The 18769-nt window shown below is 39.1% G+C and carries 19 protein-coding genes; 6 read left to right on the forward strand and 13 right to left on the reverse strand.

Translation table 11 applies throughout. The features are described 5' to 3' along the window. The 3 genes from ahpF to MKL35_RS14080 form a co-directional block, all read right to left on the reverse strand. On the reverse strand, nucleotides 1–1442 hold a 1442-nt coding region (gene ahpF, locus MKL35_RS14070; RefSeq protein WP_270913922.1), incomplete at its 3' end, for an alkyl hydroperoxide reductase subunit F. 181 nt (nucleotides 1443–1623) lie between these two features. Further along, nucleotides 1624–2145 carry a chromate transporter gene (locus tag MKL35_RS14075; RefSeq protein ID WP_032012236.1) on the reverse strand — a complete coding sequence of 174 codons (522 nt, stop codon included), beginning with the start codon at nucleotides 2143–2145 and terminating at the stop codon, nucleotides 1624–1626. Beyond that, nucleotides 2145–2705, reverse strand: a complete 561-nt coding sequence (locus tag MKL35_RS14080; RefSeq protein ID WP_032012235.1) for a chromate transporter — start codon at nucleotides 2703–2705, stop codon at nucleotides 2145–2147. Before MKL35_RS14080 ends, MKL35_RS14075 begins: the two co-directional genes overlap by 1 nt. 101 nt (nucleotides 2706–2806) lie before the next feature. Here MKL35_RS14080 and MKL35_RS14085 point away from each other — a divergent pair, with 101 nt between their 5' ends. After that, nucleotides 2807–3709, forward strand: a complete 903-nt coding sequence (locus MKL35_RS14085; RefSeq protein WP_032012234.1) for a LysR family transcriptional regulator — start codon at nucleotides 2807–2809, stop codon at nucleotides 3707–3709. 88 nt (nucleotides 3710–3797) lie between these two features. Here MKL35_RS14085 and arsB read toward each other — a convergent pair whose 3' ends face one another. Further along, nucleotides 3798–4832, reverse strand: a complete 1035-nt coding sequence (gene arsB / locus MKL35_RS14090) for an ACR3 family arsenite efflux transporter (protein ID WP_106479427.1) — start codon at nucleotides 4830–4832, stop codon at nucleotides 3798–3800. Between the two features lie 104 nt (nucleotides 4833–4936). After that, nucleotides 4937–5266 (reverse strand): ArsR/SmtB family transcription factor, encoded by a 330-nt coding sequence (locus MKL35_RS14095; protein ID WP_032012232.1) that lies wholly within the window; start codon nucleotides 5264–5266, stop codon nucleotides 4937–4939. Nucleotides 5267–5350: 84 nt separating this feature from the next. On the opposite strand from MKL35_RS14095, the gene arsC reads away from it, so the two are divergent. Further along, nucleotides 5351–5779, forward strand: coding sequence for an arsenate reductase (glutaredoxin) (arsC, locus tag MKL35_RS14100; protein ID WP_032012230.1), 429 nt, complete (start codon nucleotides 5351–5353; stop codon nucleotides 5777–5779). Between the two features lie 68 nt (nucleotides 5780–5847). Here the strand turns inward: arsC and MKL35_RS14105 are convergent, their stop codons facing one another. From MKL35_RS14105 to MKL35_RS14115, 3 genes are all read right to left on the reverse strand, one after another. Further along, nucleotides 5848–6009 carry a DUF1427 family protein gene (locus MKL35_RS14105; RefSeq protein ID WP_000784879.1) on the reverse strand — a complete coding sequence of 54 codons (162 nt, stop codon included), beginning with the start codon at nucleotides 6007–6009 and terminating at the stop codon, nucleotides 5848–5850. A 57-nt stretch (nucleotides 6010–6066) separates the two neighbouring features. Then, complete coding sequence (locus MKL35_RS14110) at nucleotides 6067–7941, reverse strand: amidohydrolase (protein ID WP_032012229.1); 1875 nt, start codon at nucleotides 7939–7941, stop codon at nucleotides 6067–6069. A 330-nt stretch (nucleotides 7942–8271) separates the two neighbouring features. Next, nucleotides 8272–8958, reverse strand: coding sequence for a hydrolase (locus MKL35_RS14115; protein WP_004709268.1), 687 nt, complete (start codon nucleotides 8956–8958; stop codon nucleotides 8272–8274). 195 nt (nucleotides 8959–9153) lie between these two features. Here MKL35_RS14115 and MKL35_RS14120 point away from each other — a divergent pair, with 195 nt between their 5' ends. After that, a complete protein-coding gene (locus MKL35_RS14120; RefSeq protein ID WP_032012228.1) occupies nucleotides 9154–10044 on the forward strand; it encodes a LysR family transcriptional regulator in 891 nt (296 codons plus the stop codon). Nucleotides 10045–10083: 39 nt separating this feature from the next. Here the strand turns inward: MKL35_RS14120 and MKL35_RS14125 are convergent, their stop codons facing one another. Then, nucleotides 10084–10833, reverse strand: a complete 750-nt coding sequence (locus tag MKL35_RS14125; RefSeq protein ID WP_081404513.1) for a GntR family transcriptional regulator — start codon at nucleotides 10831–10833, stop codon at nucleotides 10084–10086. A 398-nt stretch (nucleotides 10834–11231) separates the two neighbouring features. Here MKL35_RS14125 and MKL35_RS14130 point away from each other — a divergent pair, with 398 nt between their 5' ends. Together MKL35_RS14130 and MKL35_RS14135 are read left to right on the forward strand one after the other, a co-directional pair. Continuing rightward, nucleotides 11232–12701, forward strand: a complete 1470-nt coding sequence (locus MKL35_RS14130) for an NCS1 family nucleobase:cation symporter-1 (RefSeq protein ID WP_032012225.1) — start codon at nucleotides 11232–11234, stop codon at nucleotides 12699–12701. Then, the gene (locus MKL35_RS14135) at nucleotides 12698–13432 is read left to right on the forward strand and encodes an aspartate/glutamate racemase family protein (protein WP_032012224.1); all 735 of its coding nucleotides are present in this window, start codon (nucleotides 12698–12700) and stop codon (nucleotides 13430–13432) included. Before MKL35_RS14130 ends, MKL35_RS14135 begins: the two co-directional genes overlap by 4 nt. A 66-nt stretch (nucleotides 13433–13498) precedes the next feature. On the opposite strand, the gene tauD is transcribed toward MKL35_RS14135, so the two are convergent. From tauD to tauA, 4 genes are read right to left on the reverse strand one after another with little or no spacing between them, the layout of a single operon-like run. Continuing rightward, nucleotides 13499–14380 carry a taurine dioxygenase gene (gene tauD, locus MKL35_RS14140; RefSeq protein WP_032012223.1) on the reverse strand — a complete coding sequence of 294 codons (882 nt, stop codon included), beginning with the start codon at nucleotides 14378–14380 and terminating at the stop codon, nucleotides 13499–13501. An 8-nt stretch (nucleotides 14381–14388) separates the two neighbouring features. Continuing rightward, a complete protein-coding gene (gene tauC / locus MKL35_RS14145) occupies nucleotides 14389–15258 on the reverse strand; it encodes a taurine ABC transporter permease TauC (protein WP_004887608.1) in 870 nt (289 codons plus the stop codon). Continuing rightward, complete coding sequence (locus MKL35_RS14150; RefSeq protein ID WP_032012221.1) at nucleotides 15255–16049, reverse strand: taurine ABC transporter ATP-binding protein; 795 nt, start codon at nucleotides 16047–16049, stop codon at nucleotides 15255–15257. The genes tauC and MKL35_RS14150 overlap by 4 nt, the downstream gene beginning before the upstream one ends. Before the next feature lie 9 nt (nucleotides 16050–16058). Continuing rightward, complete coding sequence (gene tauA / locus MKL35_RS14155) at nucleotides 16059–17099, reverse strand: taurine ABC transporter substrate-binding protein (RefSeq protein ID WP_079377379.1); 1041 nt, start codon at nucleotides 17097–17099, stop codon at nucleotides 16059–16061. A 442-nt stretch (nucleotides 17100–17541) separates the two neighbouring features. Here tauA and MKL35_RS14160 point away from each other — a divergent pair, with 442 nt between their 5' ends. Beyond that, on the forward strand, nucleotides 17542–18726 hold the full coding sequence (locus MKL35_RS14160) for a hypothetical protein (protein WP_032012219.1): 1185 nt from the start codon (nucleotides 17542–17544) through the stop codon (nucleotides 18724–18726). Nucleotides 18727–18769: the final 43 nt, after the last annotated feature.

The raw sequence follows: 18769 nt of genomic DNA on the forward strand, positions 1-18769 counted from the left end.
ACATTGGTTTCATTGCGGTCATTGACAATAATCTCGCCACGATTAGTTAACTCAACTTCACTTTCTTTCAAGAAGTCAGTGTTTGGTAATAAACCAATCTGTACAAAGATTCCTGCAAGCTCGACCACATGCTCTTCATCAGTTGCACGGTCTTTATATTTAAGACCTGTTACTTGTGAACCATCACCCAATACTTCTGTGCTTAAGGCATTCATAATTACTGTGGTGTTTGGCAAGCTATGCAATTTGTTTTGCAACACTTGGTCTGCACGAAGTTTAGTGTCAAACTCAACCAAAGTTACATGCTCAACAATACCTGCAAGGTCAATCGCCGCTTCAACACCTGAGTTACCACCACCAATCACGGCAACACGTTTACCTTTGAACAGTGGACCATCACAGTGCGGACAGTACGCTACACCACGGGTACGGTATTCAGCTTCACCCGGTACATTCATTTCTCTCCAACGTGCTCCTGTTGAAAGGATCACAGTTTTCGATTCAAGTTTTGCACCGTTTTCAAGTTCAACTTCAACCAAGCCATTTGCTGTTTGGTTGGCACCTGTGATTTTGCTAACACGTTGTAGGTTCATGATATCAACATCATATTCACGAACGTGTGCTTCCATCTCGGCAGCAAACTTAGGACCTTGAGTCTTTTGCACAGAAGTGAAGTTTTCAATGTCCATGGTATCCATGACCTGACCACCGAAGCGTTCAGCCACGATACCAGTGTTAATACCTTTACGTGCTGCATAGATTGCTGCTGTTGCGCCTGCAGGTCCACCACCAATCACCAATACATCAAACGCATCTTTGGCATTGAGTGCTGCTGCATCTTTTTCAGCAGAGTTGGTATCAAGTTTTGCCACAATTTCTTCAAGCGTCATACGACCTTGACCAATATGTTCATTGTCTTGGAACACCATTGGTACAGCCATGATTTTGCGTTGTTCCACTTCATCTTGGAAGAAAGCACCATCAATCATGGTTGCCGTAGTGTTCGGGTTATAAATGGCAATCAGGTTAAGCGCCTGTACCACGTCCGGACAGTTATGACAGCTAAGTGATACGAATACATCAAAGTTGGCTTTGAGGTTTAAACCTTTAATTTGATTTAAAACCTCATCCGACACTTTAGGTGCATAGCCAGACACTTGTAACAGTGCCAAGATCAAAGATGTAAACTCATGGCCCATTGGTAAGCCTGCAAAGAACACACGAGGCTGTTCACCTGCTTTAGCCACACCAAAGCTTGGACGACGTGTATTGTTACCGTCAAAACGGGCTGTTACCTTGTCAGAAAGCTCAGCGATTTCAGTTACTAATTCTTTAATTTGGGCAGCTTTATCTGATTCATCCAAAGCAGCAACTAATTCGATTGGACTTTCTAAACGTTCTAAGTAAGCTTTTAATTGAGTTTTAATGTTTTGATCTAACATCTGTTTTTACTCCAATGCATCCAAATTCTTTCAATAGATGCATAGTACGTGAAAACAATGAATAGGTAAAACAGTATGTTTTTATATATTTGATCGGTTTTTTAGATTTTATTATTACTTACTTCAAATCAAAAAAAGCCAACCTGAACTTATCCCAGCGCAGGTCAGCAAACTGGTTCAACTAGAGCAACATCACACCAAATACAGCCCCAGCAATCAAAACATGCAAGGGATGAACTCTTTTAATTAAAGATAATAAAGTCGCAATGACTACCATAATGATAAGTAAAGTATTTATTGCTGCCGCCTCAGAAATAATCCAAGCACTGGCAAGCACTGTTCCAACTGTCACAGGCTGTAAAGCAAGCTGTAAAACACGGCGCCATTTTTTGTCTTTAAACTTAGACCAGCCTCTCATTACAAATACAGTAATAAGAGATGACGGTAAAAATTTAGCAGTGGAAGCCACAAGTAAACCTGACAACCCTGCTACATGCCATCCCACCAACGGTACAATCATCATGTTTGGACCAGGAGCTGCTTGCGCCATGGCAAACAAAGCACTAAATTCTTGTGCCGTCATCCAATGATGAATGTCGACTACTTGGCGCTGCATTTCAGGTAAAATTGTATTCCCGCCACCAAATGCAATGAGAGACAACTGAGTAAAAATGATCGCTAAAGCAAGTAGAACTGCGCCCATTACACACGTCTCCAAATAATAGATGAATAAAGTGCCAATAAAATCAACATAGTCAAAAGTAAGGGAACTTTTAGAAAAGCAATACAGACAATTGCAGCTACGACAACACACATCGCTATTGGATTACGTAATAAAGGCTTAATCATTTTCAATCCAGTTGCAACCAAAAGCCCAGCTGCTGCTGCCCCTAAACCTTCGAAAAGATGCTTAACCATCAAGTTATCTTGGAACTGTTCATAAACATAATGTAAAAGTACAACAATTACGGTAGGTGCAAGAATCAAACCAATAAGTGAGCTCACTGCTCCACGGACACCGCGAAACTCCATACCAATCGCAACAGATAAATTAATAATATTGCCGCCCGGTAAAAATTGACACAAACCAAGTAACTCGGTGAACTTTTCAGGACTTAGCCATTGCCTTTGCTCTACAATAACTTTGCGGGCTAAAGGCAAAACACCACCAAATCCCATTAAACCTAATGTTAAAAAACCTAAAAATAACTCTGTGCAGGTAGGTACACTCTCCTTCTGCACGGCAATCTCAACATGGTTCATTTTCGTTACTTTTCACTTTATCTGACCAAGATAGAATGATACTTTTGTGGTATATCTACAAATGCTTTTATTTTCGTTAACCATACCCTAAAGGTATTTCTATGCTCGATTTACATAAGCTTCATGCCTTTGTTGTAGTGGTTGAAGAAAGAAACATTACGCATGCAGCAAACCGATTGTTTATCCAACAGCCGCCTCTAACGCGTTTACTCAAAAAACTTGAAGAAGAACTCGGTACACAGTTACTTATTCGTCAACCGCGCGGGATTGAACCGACAGAAGCAGGTTTAGCACTATTTAAAGAAGCACAACTTTTATTAGAGCATGCTCGTCATATTACCAAATTGGTCCAAGACGTTAGCCAAGGTAAAACTGGACAGCTTAATATTGGTTTTACAAGTTCCGCAGGTTTACATCCGCTCATTTCACTTGTATTACGTTCGTATCGGGAAATGTACCCTGCTGTACAAACTAAACTTGAAGAAGCAGGTAGTCAAAAGCAACTGGACTGGTTAATTTCAGAAAAACTTGATATTGCTTTTTTAAGAGCGCCGATTAGCCGAGATATTGGTTTGAAGCATCTTCATATATTAGATGAACCCATGGTGGTGGCCTTACCTATCGGTCATCCGCTTACACAGAAGAAAAAAATTAGTTTAAGTAACTTGTCAGAGGAAAATTTTGTTTTATACCGTCGCTCTTCAGGGCAAGGCTTATATGACAATATTTTATATAGCTGCTATCGGGCAGGTTTTAGTCCGCGTATTATTCAAGAAGCGCCGCGCCCTACTGCGACCCTCAATTTAGTGGCTGCCGGTATTGGAATTAGTATTGTGCCCGCTTCAATGCATAACTTTTGGGACCATGAAATCGTCTATCGCGAGTTTGATGATTCGATAAAACTAAATGCACCTATTTATTTGATTACACGAGAAAATGAAAACTCAGCTAAAGTTTCAAACTTCATTGAACTCATGCAAAAACTTTTACCGACAATGACCTAAGTGTAAAAACCAGACAATAAAAAGTGCCTATATAAAGGCACTTTTTTAGTGATCTTTAGAAAATAGTTCAAATAAATTTTGTGATTTTTTAAGAGTAATACTTTTTCTTTAACCAAAGCGAAACCGAAACCAGTGAGATCAGCACTGGTACTTCAACCAATGGCCCGATCACTGTAGTAAAAGCAACTGGTGATGCCAAACCAAAAGTTGCAATGGCTACGGCTAAAGCCAACTCAAAGTTGTTTCCCGCTGCGGTAAATGAAATAGCAGTGGTACGTGGGTAGTTATTCCCCATCCGTTTACTCATAAAGAAGCTGATAAAGAACATCACCACAAAGTAAATCGTCAGTGGAATCGCAATACGTAATACATCTAAAGGTAAGTTCACCACATCACCACCTTTTAGGCTAAACATAGCAACAATGGTAAAAAGTAATGCGATTAAACTTAATGGACTGATCTTTGGCAAAAACTTGGTTTGATACCAATCTAACCCTTTTAATTTAACTAAAAGCAAACGAGTTAAGAATCCCATTAAAAATGGAATACCCAAATACACTAAAACAGCATGGGTAATGGTCCAGAAATTGACATCAATCACTTGCCCTGCCACACCAAAATATGGCGGCAAGAAAGTTAAGAACAACCATGCATAGGTACTAAAAAATAAAATCTGAAAAATACTGTTAAAGGCGACCAAAGCTGCAACATATTGATTATCACCACAAGCTAAGCCATTCCAGACTAATACCATTGCAATACAACGTGCCAAGCCTATCAAAATAAGGCCAGTCATATACTCCGGATAGTTATGCAAAAAAACAATCGCAAGGATAAACATTAAAACTGGAGCAATAATCCAGTTTTGTACCAGCGATAAAGTTAAGGTTTTCTTATCCTTAAATACTTCTGGTAAAGCCGCATAGTCCACTTTTGCCAATGGCGGATACATCATTAAAACCAAACCGATTGCGATTGGAATATTAACGTTATCTACACTTAATTCATTTAAAGATACAGATGCCTGAGGAAAGAAAACTCCAATCGCTAAACCTAAAGCCATTGCTATAAAAATCCATAGCGTTAGGTTTCGATCTAAAAAGGAAAGCCCTTGTTTAGTCATGTTCTACTCGAAGAAAGAATTGATTAATTTTGCTCAATACACACAAATGACTTATGCACTTATGCTAAGAAAATCTAAATTTTAAAGACGGAAATCTAGGAAGATTAATCACAACACGTTGTCGTGATGAAAGACTGATCTTGTTGTTTTACTTTTGTCCCACTCTCGTCATTTTCTATCACCTTTAAAATATCTAAAGCCCAAATAGGTAAATCAGGATTTAAGCTGTAATAAACCCACTGTCCTTTTCTTTCATCCAGTAATACGCCATGAGTTCGTAACAAAGCTAAGTGTCTAGAAATTTTGGGTTGGCTCAACTCAAGCTGTTCGGTTAGCTCACAGACACAAATATTTTGTTTATTTAGAACTAATTTAAGAATATTTAACCGAGTTTGGTCAGATAGACATTTAAAGAAATCGACTTGGTTGATCATATCTTCAACAAAATATATTCGTTATTGCAAATATACGGATATCCATATATAAATGCAATATCTTAATTCATCGATAAATTTGTCATGACTGAGCCAGTAAAGATTTACCATAACCCTGCTTGCGGGACCTCGCGCAATACATTGGCGCTTATTCGTCATGCAGGAATTGAACCTATCGTTATTGAATATTTGCAAACACCGCCAAGTAAAGATGAATTGATTCAACTCATTAAGGATTCGAACCTAAGTGTACGTGAAGCAATTCGTAAAAATGTTGAACCCTATAAAGATTTAGAGTTAGAACAAGACCATTGGACCGATGAACAGTTAATTGATTTTATGGTGCAATATCCAATTTTAATTAATCGCCCATTCGTTGTTACACCAAAAGGCACACGACTTTGCCGCCCTTCTGAGATTGTACTGGACATATTAGATTCACAAAACTTAGGCTATTTTGCAAAAGAAGATGGCGAAGTAATCATTGATGAACAAGGCCACCGTATAAAGTAATTGAAGATATTTATTACTATAAAAAGCTAAATGGCGTGACACTATTTAGCTTTTTTGAATAAAACGGATTAAAAATAGGATTTGATAAAAGGAAGCAGTTGCTCTCCTATTACCATGCCTAATAAACCAACTAATGCAACAAGAGGTGGAGCTGGTGACTTAACATTTAAAACATAATATAAGACACCAACAAGCAACCCTACAGCCAAAGATAACAAGTACATTTTCATCGTACATACCTTAGAGAATTAAGCCATTTAATGAAGCAGGTTCCCATACTGTTTTATTTAAAATGCAAAACACGAGCACCCAAGTGCGCCCCAGAAAGATTTTTTGTCTTTATCGTTTACAGGAACATCAAGCATCCAAGCGTGGCTGTGTCCATGCATGCCACAGCTGCTAGCACATGCACACAAAGCACTTTGTGACTGTAATGATTGATTAGAAGGTGCATTACGATTTTCAGATAACCGCCACTGACCACCGAAGCGCTTTACTGGTGACCATGTTGGTGAAGCTGGTGGTAACGGCGGATCGTCTTGCTTAAACTCTGCCCCTGCGTACACCACTTTTCCACCTAAAACAGTGAGTACAGACTCAATCCACTGGATATCTTCTGCTTCAACTTTAAAGTAGTCATCTGACAGCACAACCAAGTCAGCAAGTTCACCTGCTGTGAGTGAACCCTTAATATCTTTTTCACCTGAGAACCAAGCCGAACCTTTCGTCCAGAGTTTGAGGGCGGTTTGACGATCTAATAGATTTTTTTCATCATACAAAGGTAACCCACCTACTGTTTTACCTGTAGTCAGCCAATACAAACACACCCAAGGATTATAAGAGGCCACACGGGTCGCATCTGTCCCCGCACCGACAGGAACACCGAGTTCTAACATTTTTTTAACTGGTGGCGTTGCCTGAGCGGCTTCGGCGCCATAACGTTTTACAAAAATCTCACCTTGATATGCCATACGGTGTTGAATGGCAATACCGCCACCCAACGCACCAATACGTTCGATATTACGCTCAGATACAGTTTCGGCATGATCAATAATAAATCGGGTCGCAAATGGCTGTTTAGCATTTACTCGCTCAAATACATTGAGTAACCGACTAATACTTTCATCATAAGTTGCATGAATACGGAATGGCCATTTCTTTTCAGCCAAGTGCTCTACAATGGCTTCGAGTTCGCCTTCCATTTTTTCTGGTAAATCTGGACGTGGCTCATAGAAATCTTCAAAGTCACCCGCAGACCACGTCAGGTTTTCACCGGCTCCATTCATTCTAAATAGTTCATCACCATCGCCCGGAAATGTCATTTCTGTCCAGCGGCGATAATCATCAAGCTCTTGGCCTGCCTTCTGAGCAAATAGGTTATAAGCAATTCGCACGGTCATTTGATTTTGATCGTGTAATTGCTTAATCACATCATAATCTTCAGGGTAGTTTTGACCACCACCACCTGCATCAATTGCAGAAGTAATACCTAATCGGTTCAGCTCACGCATGAAATGACGAGTTGAATTGACTTGATCTTCAACTGGCAATTTCGGTGCTTTCCCTAAGGTCGAATATAAAATCATAGCGGATGGCGTTGCGAGCAACAGTCCTGTTGGCTCACCTTTTTCATTTCTTACAATCTTGCCACCCGGCGGGTCTGGCGTGTCTTTGTTAAAGCCTAATACATCAAGCGCAGCTCGGTTGAGCATTGCACTGGCATATAGATGTAAAACGAATACAGGAGTATCTGGCGCAGCTTTATTAATTTCTTCTAAAGTCGGTAAACGCTTTTCGGCAAACTGGAACTCAGTCCAACCACCTACTACACGAACCCATTGGGGAGCTGGAGTATTGTCTGCTTGTTCTTTGAGTAAGCGTAATGCATCTGCAACGGATGGCACACCTTCCCAGCGCAGCTCCATATTGTAATTGAGACCACCGCGAATAATATGCAAATGACTGTCATTTAGCCCCGGTATAACACGACGACTATTTAGGTCTACAACTTTACTTGTTGGTGTTACGAGCTTCATGATCTCATCATTTGTACCCGTGCGGAGAACTTTACCATCTGCAATCGCAATTGCTTGTACTTCTGGATTGTGAGGATCTAGTGTTGTGATTTTACCGTTTTTGAGTATGAGGTTTATTTCGGTCATTCTGAACTCCATTCTTGTGAATTATTGTTTTAAAAAATAAAGGTATAGCAACAAATATATTTCATTATTCTTTTTTGATTTTACACGACGGAGTCTGACCGTTTTACATCCAATAAGAGGAGTTAATTCTGTTACTTTTCTTTCGGGAAAAGTAACCAAAACCTGAGCTGCCATTAAGGCAGCGCAAGATCTGCAAAACTCGTTCAATTACAATCTTTTCAGATTTTGTCCTGCCTCGAACAGTTGCAGATGGCTTTTCCGCTTATCCAATATAGTCAAAAATCGAATAAATCAACTTAAATATCGAAATACCCTTAACTCAACTATTTCTTATTTTGCAGGAACTGGTGCAAGTACTTCGTGTTTTGAAGTTGTACGTTCAGGTGCCTTATGTACCATGGTATAAGCATAGTCCACACCCATACCGTAAGCACCTGAATGTTCGCGTACAATTGCCATGACTGCATCATAAGTATCGCGATTTGCCCAATCACGTTGCCACTCAAGTAATACTTGTTGCCAAGTTACCGGAACAACACCCGCTTGAATCATGCGTTGCATGGCATAGTCATGTGCTTCTTTCGATGTACCACCAGAGGCATCTGCGACCATATAAATTTCATAATCACCTTCAAGCATGGCACCGAAAGCAAAGGTGTTATTGCACACTTCAGTCCACAAACCTGAAACGATTACTTTTTTACGATTATTTTTTGCAAGTGAATCACGTACTTTTTGGTCATCCCATGAATTCATTGAAGTACGTTCTAGTAATGGAGCATCTGGAAATACGTCTAAAAGTTCTGGATAGGTATGACCAGAAAAGCTTTCAGTTTCAACTGTGGTAATGGTGACAGGAATATTGAATGTTTTAGCTGCTTTTGCTAACCCGACCGTATTATTTTTTAATACTTGGCGATCTATTGACTGTACCCCAAAAGCCATTTGTGGCTGATGATCAATAAAAATAACCTGACAATTCGTTGGTGATAGTTGTTCTAAAAGTGATTTATTCATTGGTAAACTCCATTATTCCTTAATTGAGGCTTTTAAAACTGCCTTCTGCTTATTATCAAAACAGATAAAAATGTAAAAATATAGACAGCAAATCAGCTCGAATCTGTATGCTGTACGAATACAATCAAAACAATGATTGCTTTTTAATTTTTATAGTTTAATCATAGATATATATTTTTTAACTTTCGCTTATCCATGGATCGATTAGACTGTATTTCCACTTTTGTAAGTGTCGTAGAACATGGGAATTTTAGTAGCGCAGCCAGAGCACTCGATATCTCTCGTGACTTAGTGGCCAAACGTGTTTGCTACCTTGAAAATGACCTTAGAACTACACTATTAACCAGAACAACAAGACAGATGAACCTGACCTCTTGTGGGGAAAAATTTTATCAACATAGCAAAGTCATTTTAAGTGAGTTTGAATGGGCTACTTATGAAATTAGCTACAATCAGCAGTACCCTGAAGGCGAACTCAAGCTTAATACACCCATGTCTTTTAGCAATATTTTTCTTCAACATATTATTTCAGACTTTATAGAGAAATATCCCAGCATTAAAATTGATTTATTCATGACTGATCAGCTATTAGACACGAATAATAATAAATTTGATTTAACAATCCGCGTTGATGGTTCTCCTCCAAATTTGGCAAATAGTAAAATTTTGAATACCTATCAACGATATTTATATGCAGCGCCTGAGTATTTTAATCAGTATGGACTACCAACCTCTTTAGAAGAACTTAAAGAACATAAGTTTCTGATTTACTATCAAGATAGCCGACATAAAAAATTGATTTTTCAAAAAGATCACAAAGAAGTGTCTTTTAATTGCTTCCCTGTGATGACCTGTAATAATGGTGAATTATTATTAGATATGTGTCTAAAAAATCACGGTATTGTTTTTCTTCCAGAGTTTATTGCAGAGCCTTACTACAAAGAAGGCAAATTACAGAAGTGTTTGGAGGATTACACTAGTCAGCCGCTTCACTTATATGTGACATGGCCAAACCGTAAGATTTTATCGAAGAAAGTAAAACTATTTATTGATTTTTTAACGCGTCAAATCGTTCCCATAAAATAACCAATCTGGGCCTTTTCCATAGGAATTGGCCCATAATTTTTAGTTAGTTTGCGGCGTTTCTATCTTCTTATTTTTAAATAAATTTAATAAATTTTGCTCTGCAGACACTGTACTGTTTTCTTCAATAAATGTGGTTGCGTAGTGTTCTAAATGCTCTTCCATCAATTGAGTTGCGCGCTTTTCATCGCCTTGTTCAATGGCATCTAAAATTGCACGGTGTTCATCTGCCGAACAATTATTATGTTTTGGAATCTCATACAATCCAATTAATAACGAAGTTCTCGCAATAAGCGTCTGCAAATAACTAGACATGATCGAATTTTGATTAGCTTCAATTAGCTTTAAATGAAATTGACCTGATAGCTTAATCCACTCAGCCCAATTTCCAGCTAAACGCTCTTTAGACTCTTGATCGACCAACCCTCGAAGCTCACCAAAATCTAAGCTATGTGACTTTTGAGCCAGCTTTTTTACAGTGGCAATTTCAAGCATGCTGCGCGCTTCAAAGACCTCTTTTGTTTCATGAGCACTATGTTTTGCGATGAGTGCCCCACGATTGGGCTGAATTTCAATAACCTTATCATGGGCAAGTTTGACAAAAACACGTCTTAACATGCCTCGTGTTACACCAAATGCTTCACATAAGGGTGCTTCAACTAAACGTGCACCAGGGGCAAGTTGTCGATTTAAAATAGCATCTACAATAGCGTTATATATATGGTCATCAATTTCATCATTGCTCATTTCTACGGCTTTTTTTGGTGCATTCGATGGCATTGATTTCTCCATTTTTATTAACGCCTCCTCTTTTTAAAATTTTATCTAATAACAGTAGTGTAAGTTTAACTTAAGCATTTGGGAATATTGCTCTTATTTTCACACCATCTATGCTGAGCTAAACAATTCAATATCCGGCTATCTAGTTCATATTTATATAACTAAATTTACTTACTTTTTATAAAAAATTAAGCCCGTCTCAGTTTATAAATCTCTCTCTTCATATTCCAAAATCGTATCAAGCGAAATCACTCATCAATACTACATCTCTAGTTTGGCATAACTTTTGCTCAATGAATTGTGCACAATCCAAATAACACATTGTGCACAATTTTAATTTCATTCTTTTAGTCAGTATTTCAAGCTGCTGAAGAACGTGCCCGCCCAACATAGGGAAGTGAGTGTTCAAGATGAATAATACCGAAGCAATAATTAAACCTTCTTATGATGCAAAGCTAACAAATCAAGACTTAGCTCCTTTAAAAAAGCAAACTTGGGGTGCTTATAATATTTTTGCCTTCTGGATGTCTGATGTTCATAGTGTCGGCGGTTATGTCATGGCTGGAAGCCTTTTTGCACTAGGGCTAAATAGCTGGCAGGTACTTCTATCTTTACTGATCGGCATTGCCATTGTTCAGTTTTTTACCAATCTGATTGCCAAGTCTAGCCAACAAACTGGTACGCCCTATCCTGTGATTTGTCGTGCCACTTTCGGTGTGCTTGGTGCAAATATTCCTGCTGTTATCCGCGGTCTTATTGCTGTGGCTTGGTATGGCATTCAAACCTATTTGGCCTCAAGTGCATTTTTATTGGTCATTTTAAAATTCTTTCCAGAATGGTCAGCCTATGCCGATGTTTCAACTTACGGCTTTCTTGGGCTTTCCTATTTAGGATGGGTTGGCTTCATGCTGCTTTGGTTACTGCAAGCGATTGTTTTCTGGTCTGGCATGGACAGTATTCGTAAGTTCATTGACTGGGCGGGTCCGGCTGTCTACGTTGTAATGTTTGCGATGGCAGTATGGCTCATTTGGAAAGCTGGCTGGCAAAATATTGATTTAAATTTAAGTGGTGTTCAATACGACGGTTTTGCGGTTGTACCGGTCATGATTGGTGCTATTGCGCTTGTTGTTTCATATTTTTCAGGGCCTATGCTGAACTTTGGCGACTTCTCTCGTTATGGCAAAAGCTTTAACGCGATTAAAATGGGGAACTTTCTTGGGCTACCGATTAATTTCTTAGGCTTTTCTTTACTTACTGTGGTGTGTATTGCGGCAACGCTTCCAGTCTACGGCAGGCTCATTACCGACCCTGTCGAGATGGTTGGAAAACTTGATAATACATTTGTAGTCATTTTAGGTAGTTTGACCTTAATGATTGCCACCATTGGGATTAATATTGTTGCTAACTTTGTTTCACCTGCCTTTGATTTTTCTAATGTTTCACCAAGCAAAATTAGCTGGCGTATGGGTGGAATGATTGCAGCAGTAGGTTCAATTTTCATTACCCCATGGAATTTATTTAATAACCCTCAAGTGATCCATTACACCATTGATATTTTAGGTGCATTTATCGGTCCACTTTTTGGTGTATTGCTCGCCGATTTTTACCTCGTTAAAAAGCAGAAAATCGTGGTAGATGATTTATATACCTTAGATACTCAAGGCTCGTATTGGTACAAAAATGGTTATAACCACTCTGCTTTTTATGCCTTAATTCCAGCTTCATTAATTCCTATTCTCTGCGTACTTTTACCACAACTGTCTGGGCTAGCTAATTTCACATGGTTTATTGGTATGGGATTTGGTTTTCTCATTTACCGATTTCTTAACCAACCGCTTGCTCATGCTAAAGCGGCAATGACTAAGGTAAAAGTACAATGAAAATTAAAATTATTAATCCCAATACTACTCAAAGCATGACAGACAAAATTGCAGCATCAGCAAATATAGTTGCAGGTTCTGGTACTCAAATTATTGCTGTGAGTCCTCAAATGGGCCCTGCAACGATTGAAAGTTATTATGATGAAGCACTAAGTGCCGTAGGTGTGTTAGAGGAAATCCGCCAAGGTGAACAGCTAAATGTAGATGCCTATATCATTGCCTGTTTTGGTGATCCCGCGCTTTACGCTGCCCGTGAAATGACGTCAGCACCGGTGATTGGGATTGCCGAAGCAGCTATGCGAACTGCAAGTTATGTAAGTACTGGTTTTAGTGTGATCACCACCTTACAACGTACAGTGAATATGAGCTGGCATCTGGCTCATCGCTATGGTGCTCACCCCTTTTGCAAAAATGCTCGGGCATGTGATATCGCAGTTGAAGAGTTGGAGCTTCCTAACTCAGACGCTTATCGGACCATACGAGATGAGTGCAAAAAAGCACTAGTAGAAGATAAAAGCGATGCGATTGTTTTGGGCTGTGCAGGTATGAGTGATTTGTGCCTAAAACTACAAAACGAGTTGGGAGTGATTGTTATTGACGGCGTTACAGCAGCCGTTAAACAAGCTGAAATGCTAGTTCAGTTAAATTTAAAAACCAGCAAAGTTGGTGATTGGGCTTCACCTCCCGTAAAGAGTTACACAGGCATATTGTCAGAATTTGGAATGCACTAAAGAGCTATTGTTTCAACTCCAACTCAAAACGCTGCGTTGGAATTGAAACGGCTCAAAATCAAAGAATTAAACTTCGGCTAACACTGGCTGTTGTTCATTTTTATAAAATGGCACATCACCGTTAATAGTTGCACGGTGCATGATGCGATGGGCATCGCCATAATCAAATAATGCTTTATGTTGCGTACAACGGTTATCCCAAATCGCGACGTCACCGTCTTGCCATTTCCAGCGTAAATGAAATTGCTCTTGGGTCGCATGTTCAAACAAGAAATCAAGTAATTGCTCGCTTTCTTGTTCAGGTAACTCATTAATGCGAGTGGTAAAGCCTTCACTTACGAACAACAAAGGCTCACCAGTAACTGGATGAGTACGCACCACTGGGTGAACCACTGGCGGGTTACGCTTAAAGGTTTGTAAAAGCTTTTCACGTTCTTCTTCGTTATGGGCAAAACGCTCAAGTGGAAAAGACTTACGAATATCGTGTGTTGCAGTTAAGCCACGCAATTTTTGCTGTAACTCAAGCGGGAGTCCTTTAAAAGCTGCTGTGTTGCTCGACCATAATGTATCGCCGCCTACAGGTGGAATTTTAATGGCTTGCAACACACAACCTAAAGGTGGAGTTTTACTAAAAGTCACATCTGTGTGCCAAAGTTCATTATCACGCAAATCTTGTTTCCAACTGTCGAGCACCATCACCTCAGGTACATCTTCAATTGAAGGATAAATCGGGTGCACATGTAAGGTGCCAAAACTACGTGCCAAGTCTGCTTGTGCTTGTGGTGCTAATTGTTGCTTTCGAAAAAAAATGACCTGATGATCAAGCAAAGCCTGCTGGATTTGTTGCGTTGTCTGTTCATTTAACGCATTCAAATCAATATCGTGAATAATTGCGCCAATGGTAGGCTTGATCACTTCTATATTTAAGTTTGCCACTACTGTATTCATCTTCTTTACTACAACTGCTGACCATACCAAGGAGAAAACTGTTTTTGTAACCAACGTAAAAACAGCTCAAAACTAACTGCGACAATCGCAATCACAATAATGCCCAGAATCACCGTATCGGTAATTAAGAACTGCGCTGCCGATTGCACCATAAAACCAATACCGCGGTCCGCTGCAACCAATTCTGCTGCAACTAATGTTGACCAGCCCACCCCAAGACCAATACGAATACCGGTAATAATATGAGGTAAAGCCGTTGGTAAAATGACATGCCAAAAGACTTGTGACTGACTTGCCCCTAACGACAATGCCGCACGTTCACGATTCAACTGATGGCTTAATACACCGTGCGCACTACTAATAATCACAGGCGCCAAAATCGAGAAGAAAATCAAAAGTACTTTTGTGGTTTCGCCAATACCGAACCAAATCACGAGTAACGGCAAATAAGCTAACGGTGGAATTGGACGTAATAATTCAACCAAAGGATCTAGAACAGCGCGAACCCATTTGTTCAGCCCCATCCATAGACCTAGTGGTACACCAATCACTACGGCTGCAATCAAAGCCAAAAATACACGTGAGATACTGGCTGCCAAGTGTTGCCACAAAGTTGCCTTCATAAAGCCTTCTTGGCTAACCGATATAAATTTTTGCCATACTGCCTGTGGACTCGGTAAAAATAGTTCAGGTACAACATGCAAAGCAGTAATGAGGAACCAGAGTGCAACCACACTTCCTACACTGATTATGCTAACTGCCAAAGTGTGGTGCTTTTCAAAAAATGACGATAAAAATGAAGCTTTTTCTGTTTGCACATCTGGCTTAATTTTTAGCTCTGCTTTGTCATACTCATAGACGTTATCTTTAGTGTTCATGTAGGTAACGCCTCCTTACCGCTTTGTTTTTGTGCCCTTAAACTTTCAAACAGCTGTTCTCTGAGCTGAATAAATTGAGAATCCGATTTAATTGAGCGAATAGACTCACCCTGACGATATCGATTAGCAAAATCGAGATGTAGAGTTTCTACAATTTTGCCTGGATGCGCTGTCATTAGTACCAGCTGATTGCTGAGTAATAATGCTTCTTCAATGTCATGAGTAATCAAAAAGAAGCTTTTATTTTGTTGAATCCATAAATCGAGCACTAACTGCTGCATGTTTTCACGCGTAAAAGCATCTAATGCCGCAAAAGGTTCATCTAATAAAATAAACGGCGCGTGACTAATCAAAGCTCGGGCAATACCAACACGTTGTTTCATACCACCAGAAAGTTCCCAGATATTGGCTTTTTCAACGTGACTTAAACCCACAATTTTTAAAATTGCACTCACTTGCGCTTCAATCTCTGCACGCTTTAAACCTTTTAACTGCAAAGCGAAGCCAACATTATCTGCAACATTCAACCAAGGAAGTAAGGCGTGATCTTGAAATACAACAGCACGAGTTACATCTGGTCCAGTTACGACTTCATGATTTACAAGCACATCACCAGAACTTGGCTTTTGAAATCCTGCCAAGATATTAAGCAAAGTTGTTTTGCCACAACCTGACTCACCTAAAATTACGGTTAAAGAGCCTTCTTCAATGGTTAGGTTAATGTCTTGTAAAACTGGCTTTTGCTGTTTAGGAAAAGTCAGATGAATATGTTTGGCTTCTAATACACTCATGACAACTCCTTAAGGCTGCAAAAATGAAGAATTCACATTGCCTTTATAATCGGCTTTCAGTTGATCGACTTTGCCCTGACCTTTTAAGAATTTCGCTGTATCAAAAATATTTTGTGCGAATTCACCATCTAACGTTTGTTTTTGCTGAGCATGGTCAAGGTAAATATTTCCACTTAATAAAAGCGGGATATCTTTTGCATCTGAACCTGTGAGCTGCGCAATTTTTTGCACGTTATCGGCATCTTTAACGTAAGCGGCTGGGTCTTGGTTATATTTTTCGAGTTGCTCAAGTGTGGTTTTAACAAAAGCTTTTAAGAAATCAGGATTTTTCTCTGCAAAATCTTTACGTACCACCCATAAGTCATAAGTTGGAGCACCCCATTCACCCACTTGTTTTGAGTCGGTTAAAACCGTGCCAGATGCTTTGGCTTTACTTAAAGCAGGTTCCCACACATACGCAGCATCAATATCTCCACGTTCCCATGCAGCTGAAATTTCAGGTGGACGCAAGTTAATAATTTTTACTTTGTCTTCTGGAATATTCCAATGTTTAAGTGCAGACAAAAGGCTGTAATGGGTTGTTGAAACAAAAGGTACAGCAATGGTTTTGCCAATTAAATCTTGAGGAGTTTTAATGCCTGATTTATTACTTACCACGAGTGCTTCAGACGCACCAAGTTTTGAAGTAATTAAGAATACCTCAATCGGTAAATTGCGGCTTGCCGCAGCAGCAAGTGGGCTTGAACCAATATTACCAAGTACGACATCACCTGATGCCAGAGCGTTAACAACGTCTGAGCCTGCATCAAATTTTTTCCATTTAATATTACGTTGACTATTTTTTTCATAGTCTCCGTTAGCCTGTGCAACTTTGCTTGGGTCAACCCCAGTTTGATAAGCAATCACAACAGGTTTGTTATCACGAACTGAAGCACTTGTATTATTGTCTTTCTTATTTTGCCATACGATAAATGCAACAATTGCGACGATAACAATTGCCGTGACAATCAGCGGTTTGGTCTTCGTGCTCATAATTTCATGATCTTTCAATAATATAAGCCTATGGTATGCAGCTGGCTTTATAATGAAAAATAAAAAAATATGAGTTGCTTATCTGGTTTTTATAAATAACTTTTCTTCATAAGTTTTTATCTTTTGGTAAAAAGCAAATTTTAAGTAATCTTATAGAATAGATACAAAATTAAAATACTTATATATCAATAAGTAAAAACGATATTCCCAAATCATATGATTGGAAAAGCCTGACATATACCCTCTAGTATTTTATCCTACTCGCCTTTAATTATTTTTTCTTTTGGCCTATCGCATTAGACGTTTTGCGCCTAATCAATTTTCGCCATTTTTTATAAAGATCAGATTTTATTATCTTTTTATCTTAAAACTTCTGCAAATATTGAGATTTGGACAAATCTTTTTCTGGTTTATACATGACGCAAATTTAATTTTTATTTTTAAGAGGAGAAAAATTCTTTTGTTTAAACATTCTCAAATTTTGAAAAAAACATTAATTACAACGTCTTTAATTACACTCAGCCTCTCAAGTCATGCAGCGCTTACCTTTGGTAATGCTGAAGAAGGCCAACTTAAAGTGAGTGGTACTGTTCGGGCTAAATATGTTTATGATTTTGACTCAGAACCTTCTACCAGTAAATTTTCCTTTAATGACGCGGTCTTATGGCTAGACTACAACTCCCCGAAATGGATTGGCCGTTTAGATTATCGGGTTTATGAATATTACGGGCGTTTAGGTGATGCAAATTGGCTTACCGATGCATGGTTAGGTTATAAAATTAATGACAACAGTAAAATTATTGCTGGCTTAAACCCCGTTCCTTTTGGCTTGGGTCGCTTTTGGGGAAATACTTATTATTTAGGTATTGCCAATAGTGCTGGCTGGGAAGATGTACACAACCTGGGTGTAAAATATGATTTCAATGATGGAATCAATGAAGCACAATTTGCCTTTTATCCTACTGATGGTGGAACTTATAGAGGTAAAAGCAAAGACTCAAGTCGATTTAGTATTAACCCTGTCAATGCAGATGACTCTGTACCAGAAGGCACCAATACCAAAGAAAAGAACTCCATTATTGTTCGCGGTGCTCATACCTTTAAGAATATCTTAGGCCAAGAAAATTTCTCTACTCAACTTGGCGCCTCCGCATGGTATTCCACCATTGAAAATAAGCGTTCAGGGAAAGATGGTGATCGCCAAGTTTATTCGGTTTTTAGCAATACCAATTACAACCAATGGAATTTACAGCTTTTGGCTGGTTATCAAGACATTGATAATGCCGACACCCAATATAAAGATCATCTGACTTTGGGCGGTTTCGATTATTCATTTAACTCGGCAACCAAAGGTCAGATTTATTCAGCCGAACTGAGCTATTTGTTCCCTCAGCAATTTGGCCCCATTACCTCTGTTCGCCCGTATTTAAACTACAGCTCTTATCGAAAAGAGCAAGATGGCTTTAAAGACTCTACCCGTTTTATTCCCGGCCTTGCATTTAACTATCAAAAATTGACTGTACAAGCCGAGTTGCTGATGGGTAAACATGATCCATATCTAGGAGACAGTGAAGGTCTTGCGGCTGGCGGAACCAATAATAAATGGAACAAAAAAGCATTTGTGATTTTTGCTTACTACTTCTAACGCTTAAAATAAAGGTCAACAGATGTTGGCCTTTATTTTCTTT

Source organism: Acinetobacter sp. AOR41_HL (genome assembly GCF_027854645.1).
Lineage (GTDB): Bacteria > Pseudomonadota > Gammaproteobacteria > Pseudomonadales > Moraxellaceae > Acinetobacter > Acinetobacter nosocomialis.

Bases quoted from the DNA above. Each gene is read 5' to 3' on its own strand.
- MKL35_RS14125 (WP_081404513.1), bottom strand. From the start codon at position 10,833: ATGGAGAAATCAATGCCATCGAATGCACCAAAAAAAGCCGTAGAAATG.
- tauC (WP_004887608.1), bottom strand. From the start codon at position 15,258: ATGAACACTAAAGATAACGTCTATGAGTATGACAAAGCAGAGCTAAAA.
- MKL35_RS14135 (WP_032012224.1), top strand. From the start codon at position 12,698: ATGAAAATTAAAATTATTAATCCCAATACTACTCAAAGCATGACAGAC.
- tauD (WP_032012223.1), bottom strand. From the start codon at position 14,380: ATGAATACAGTAGTGGCAAACTTAAATATAGAAGTGATCAAGCCTACC.
- MKL35_RS14095 (WP_032012232.1), bottom strand. From the start codon at position 5,266: ATGATCAACCAAGTCGATTTCTTTAAATGTCTATCTGACCAAACTCGG.
- arsB (WP_106479427.1), bottom strand. From the start codon at position 4,832: ATGACTAAACAAGGGCTTTCCTTTTTAGATCGAAACCTAACGCTATGG.
- MKL35_RS14085 (WP_032012234.1), top strand. From the start codon at position 2,807: ATGCTCGATTTACATAAGCTTCATGCCTTTGTTGTAGTGGTTGAAGAA.
- MKL35_RS14150 (WP_032012221.1), bottom strand. From the start codon at position 16,049: ATGAGTGTATTAGAAGCCAAACATATTCATCTGACTTTTCCTAAACAG.
- arsC (WP_032012230.1), top strand. From the start codon at position 5,351: ATGACTGAGCCAGTAAAGATTTACCATAACCCTGCTTGCGGGACCTCG.
- MKL35_RS14115 (WP_004709268.1), bottom strand. From the start codon at position 8,958: ATGAATAAATCACTTTTAGAACAACTATCACCAACGAATTGTCAGGTT.
- MKL35_RS14105 (WP_000784879.1), bottom strand. From the start codon at position 6,009: ATGAAAATGTACTTGTTATCTTTGGCTGTAGGGTTGCTTGTTGGTGTC.
- MKL35_RS14120 (WP_032012228.1), top strand. From the start codon at position 9,154: ATGGATCGATTAGACTGTATTTCCACTTTTGTAAGTGTCGTAGAACAT.
- MKL35_RS14110 (WP_032012229.1), bottom strand. From the start codon at position 7,941: ATGACCGAAATAAACCTCATACTCAAAAACGGTAAAATCACAACACTA.
- MKL35_RS14130 (WP_032012225.1), top strand. From the start codon at position 11,232: ATGAATAATACCGAAGCAATAATTAAACCTTCTTATGATGCAAAGCTA.
- MKL35_RS14075 (WP_032012236.1), bottom strand. From the start codon at position 2,145: ATGGGCGCAGTTCTACTTGCTTTAGCGATCATTTTTACTCAGTTGTCT.
- MKL35_RS14080 (WP_032012235.1), bottom strand. From the start codon at position 2,705: ATGAACCATGTTGAGATTGCCGTGCAGAAGGAGAGTGTACCTACCTGC.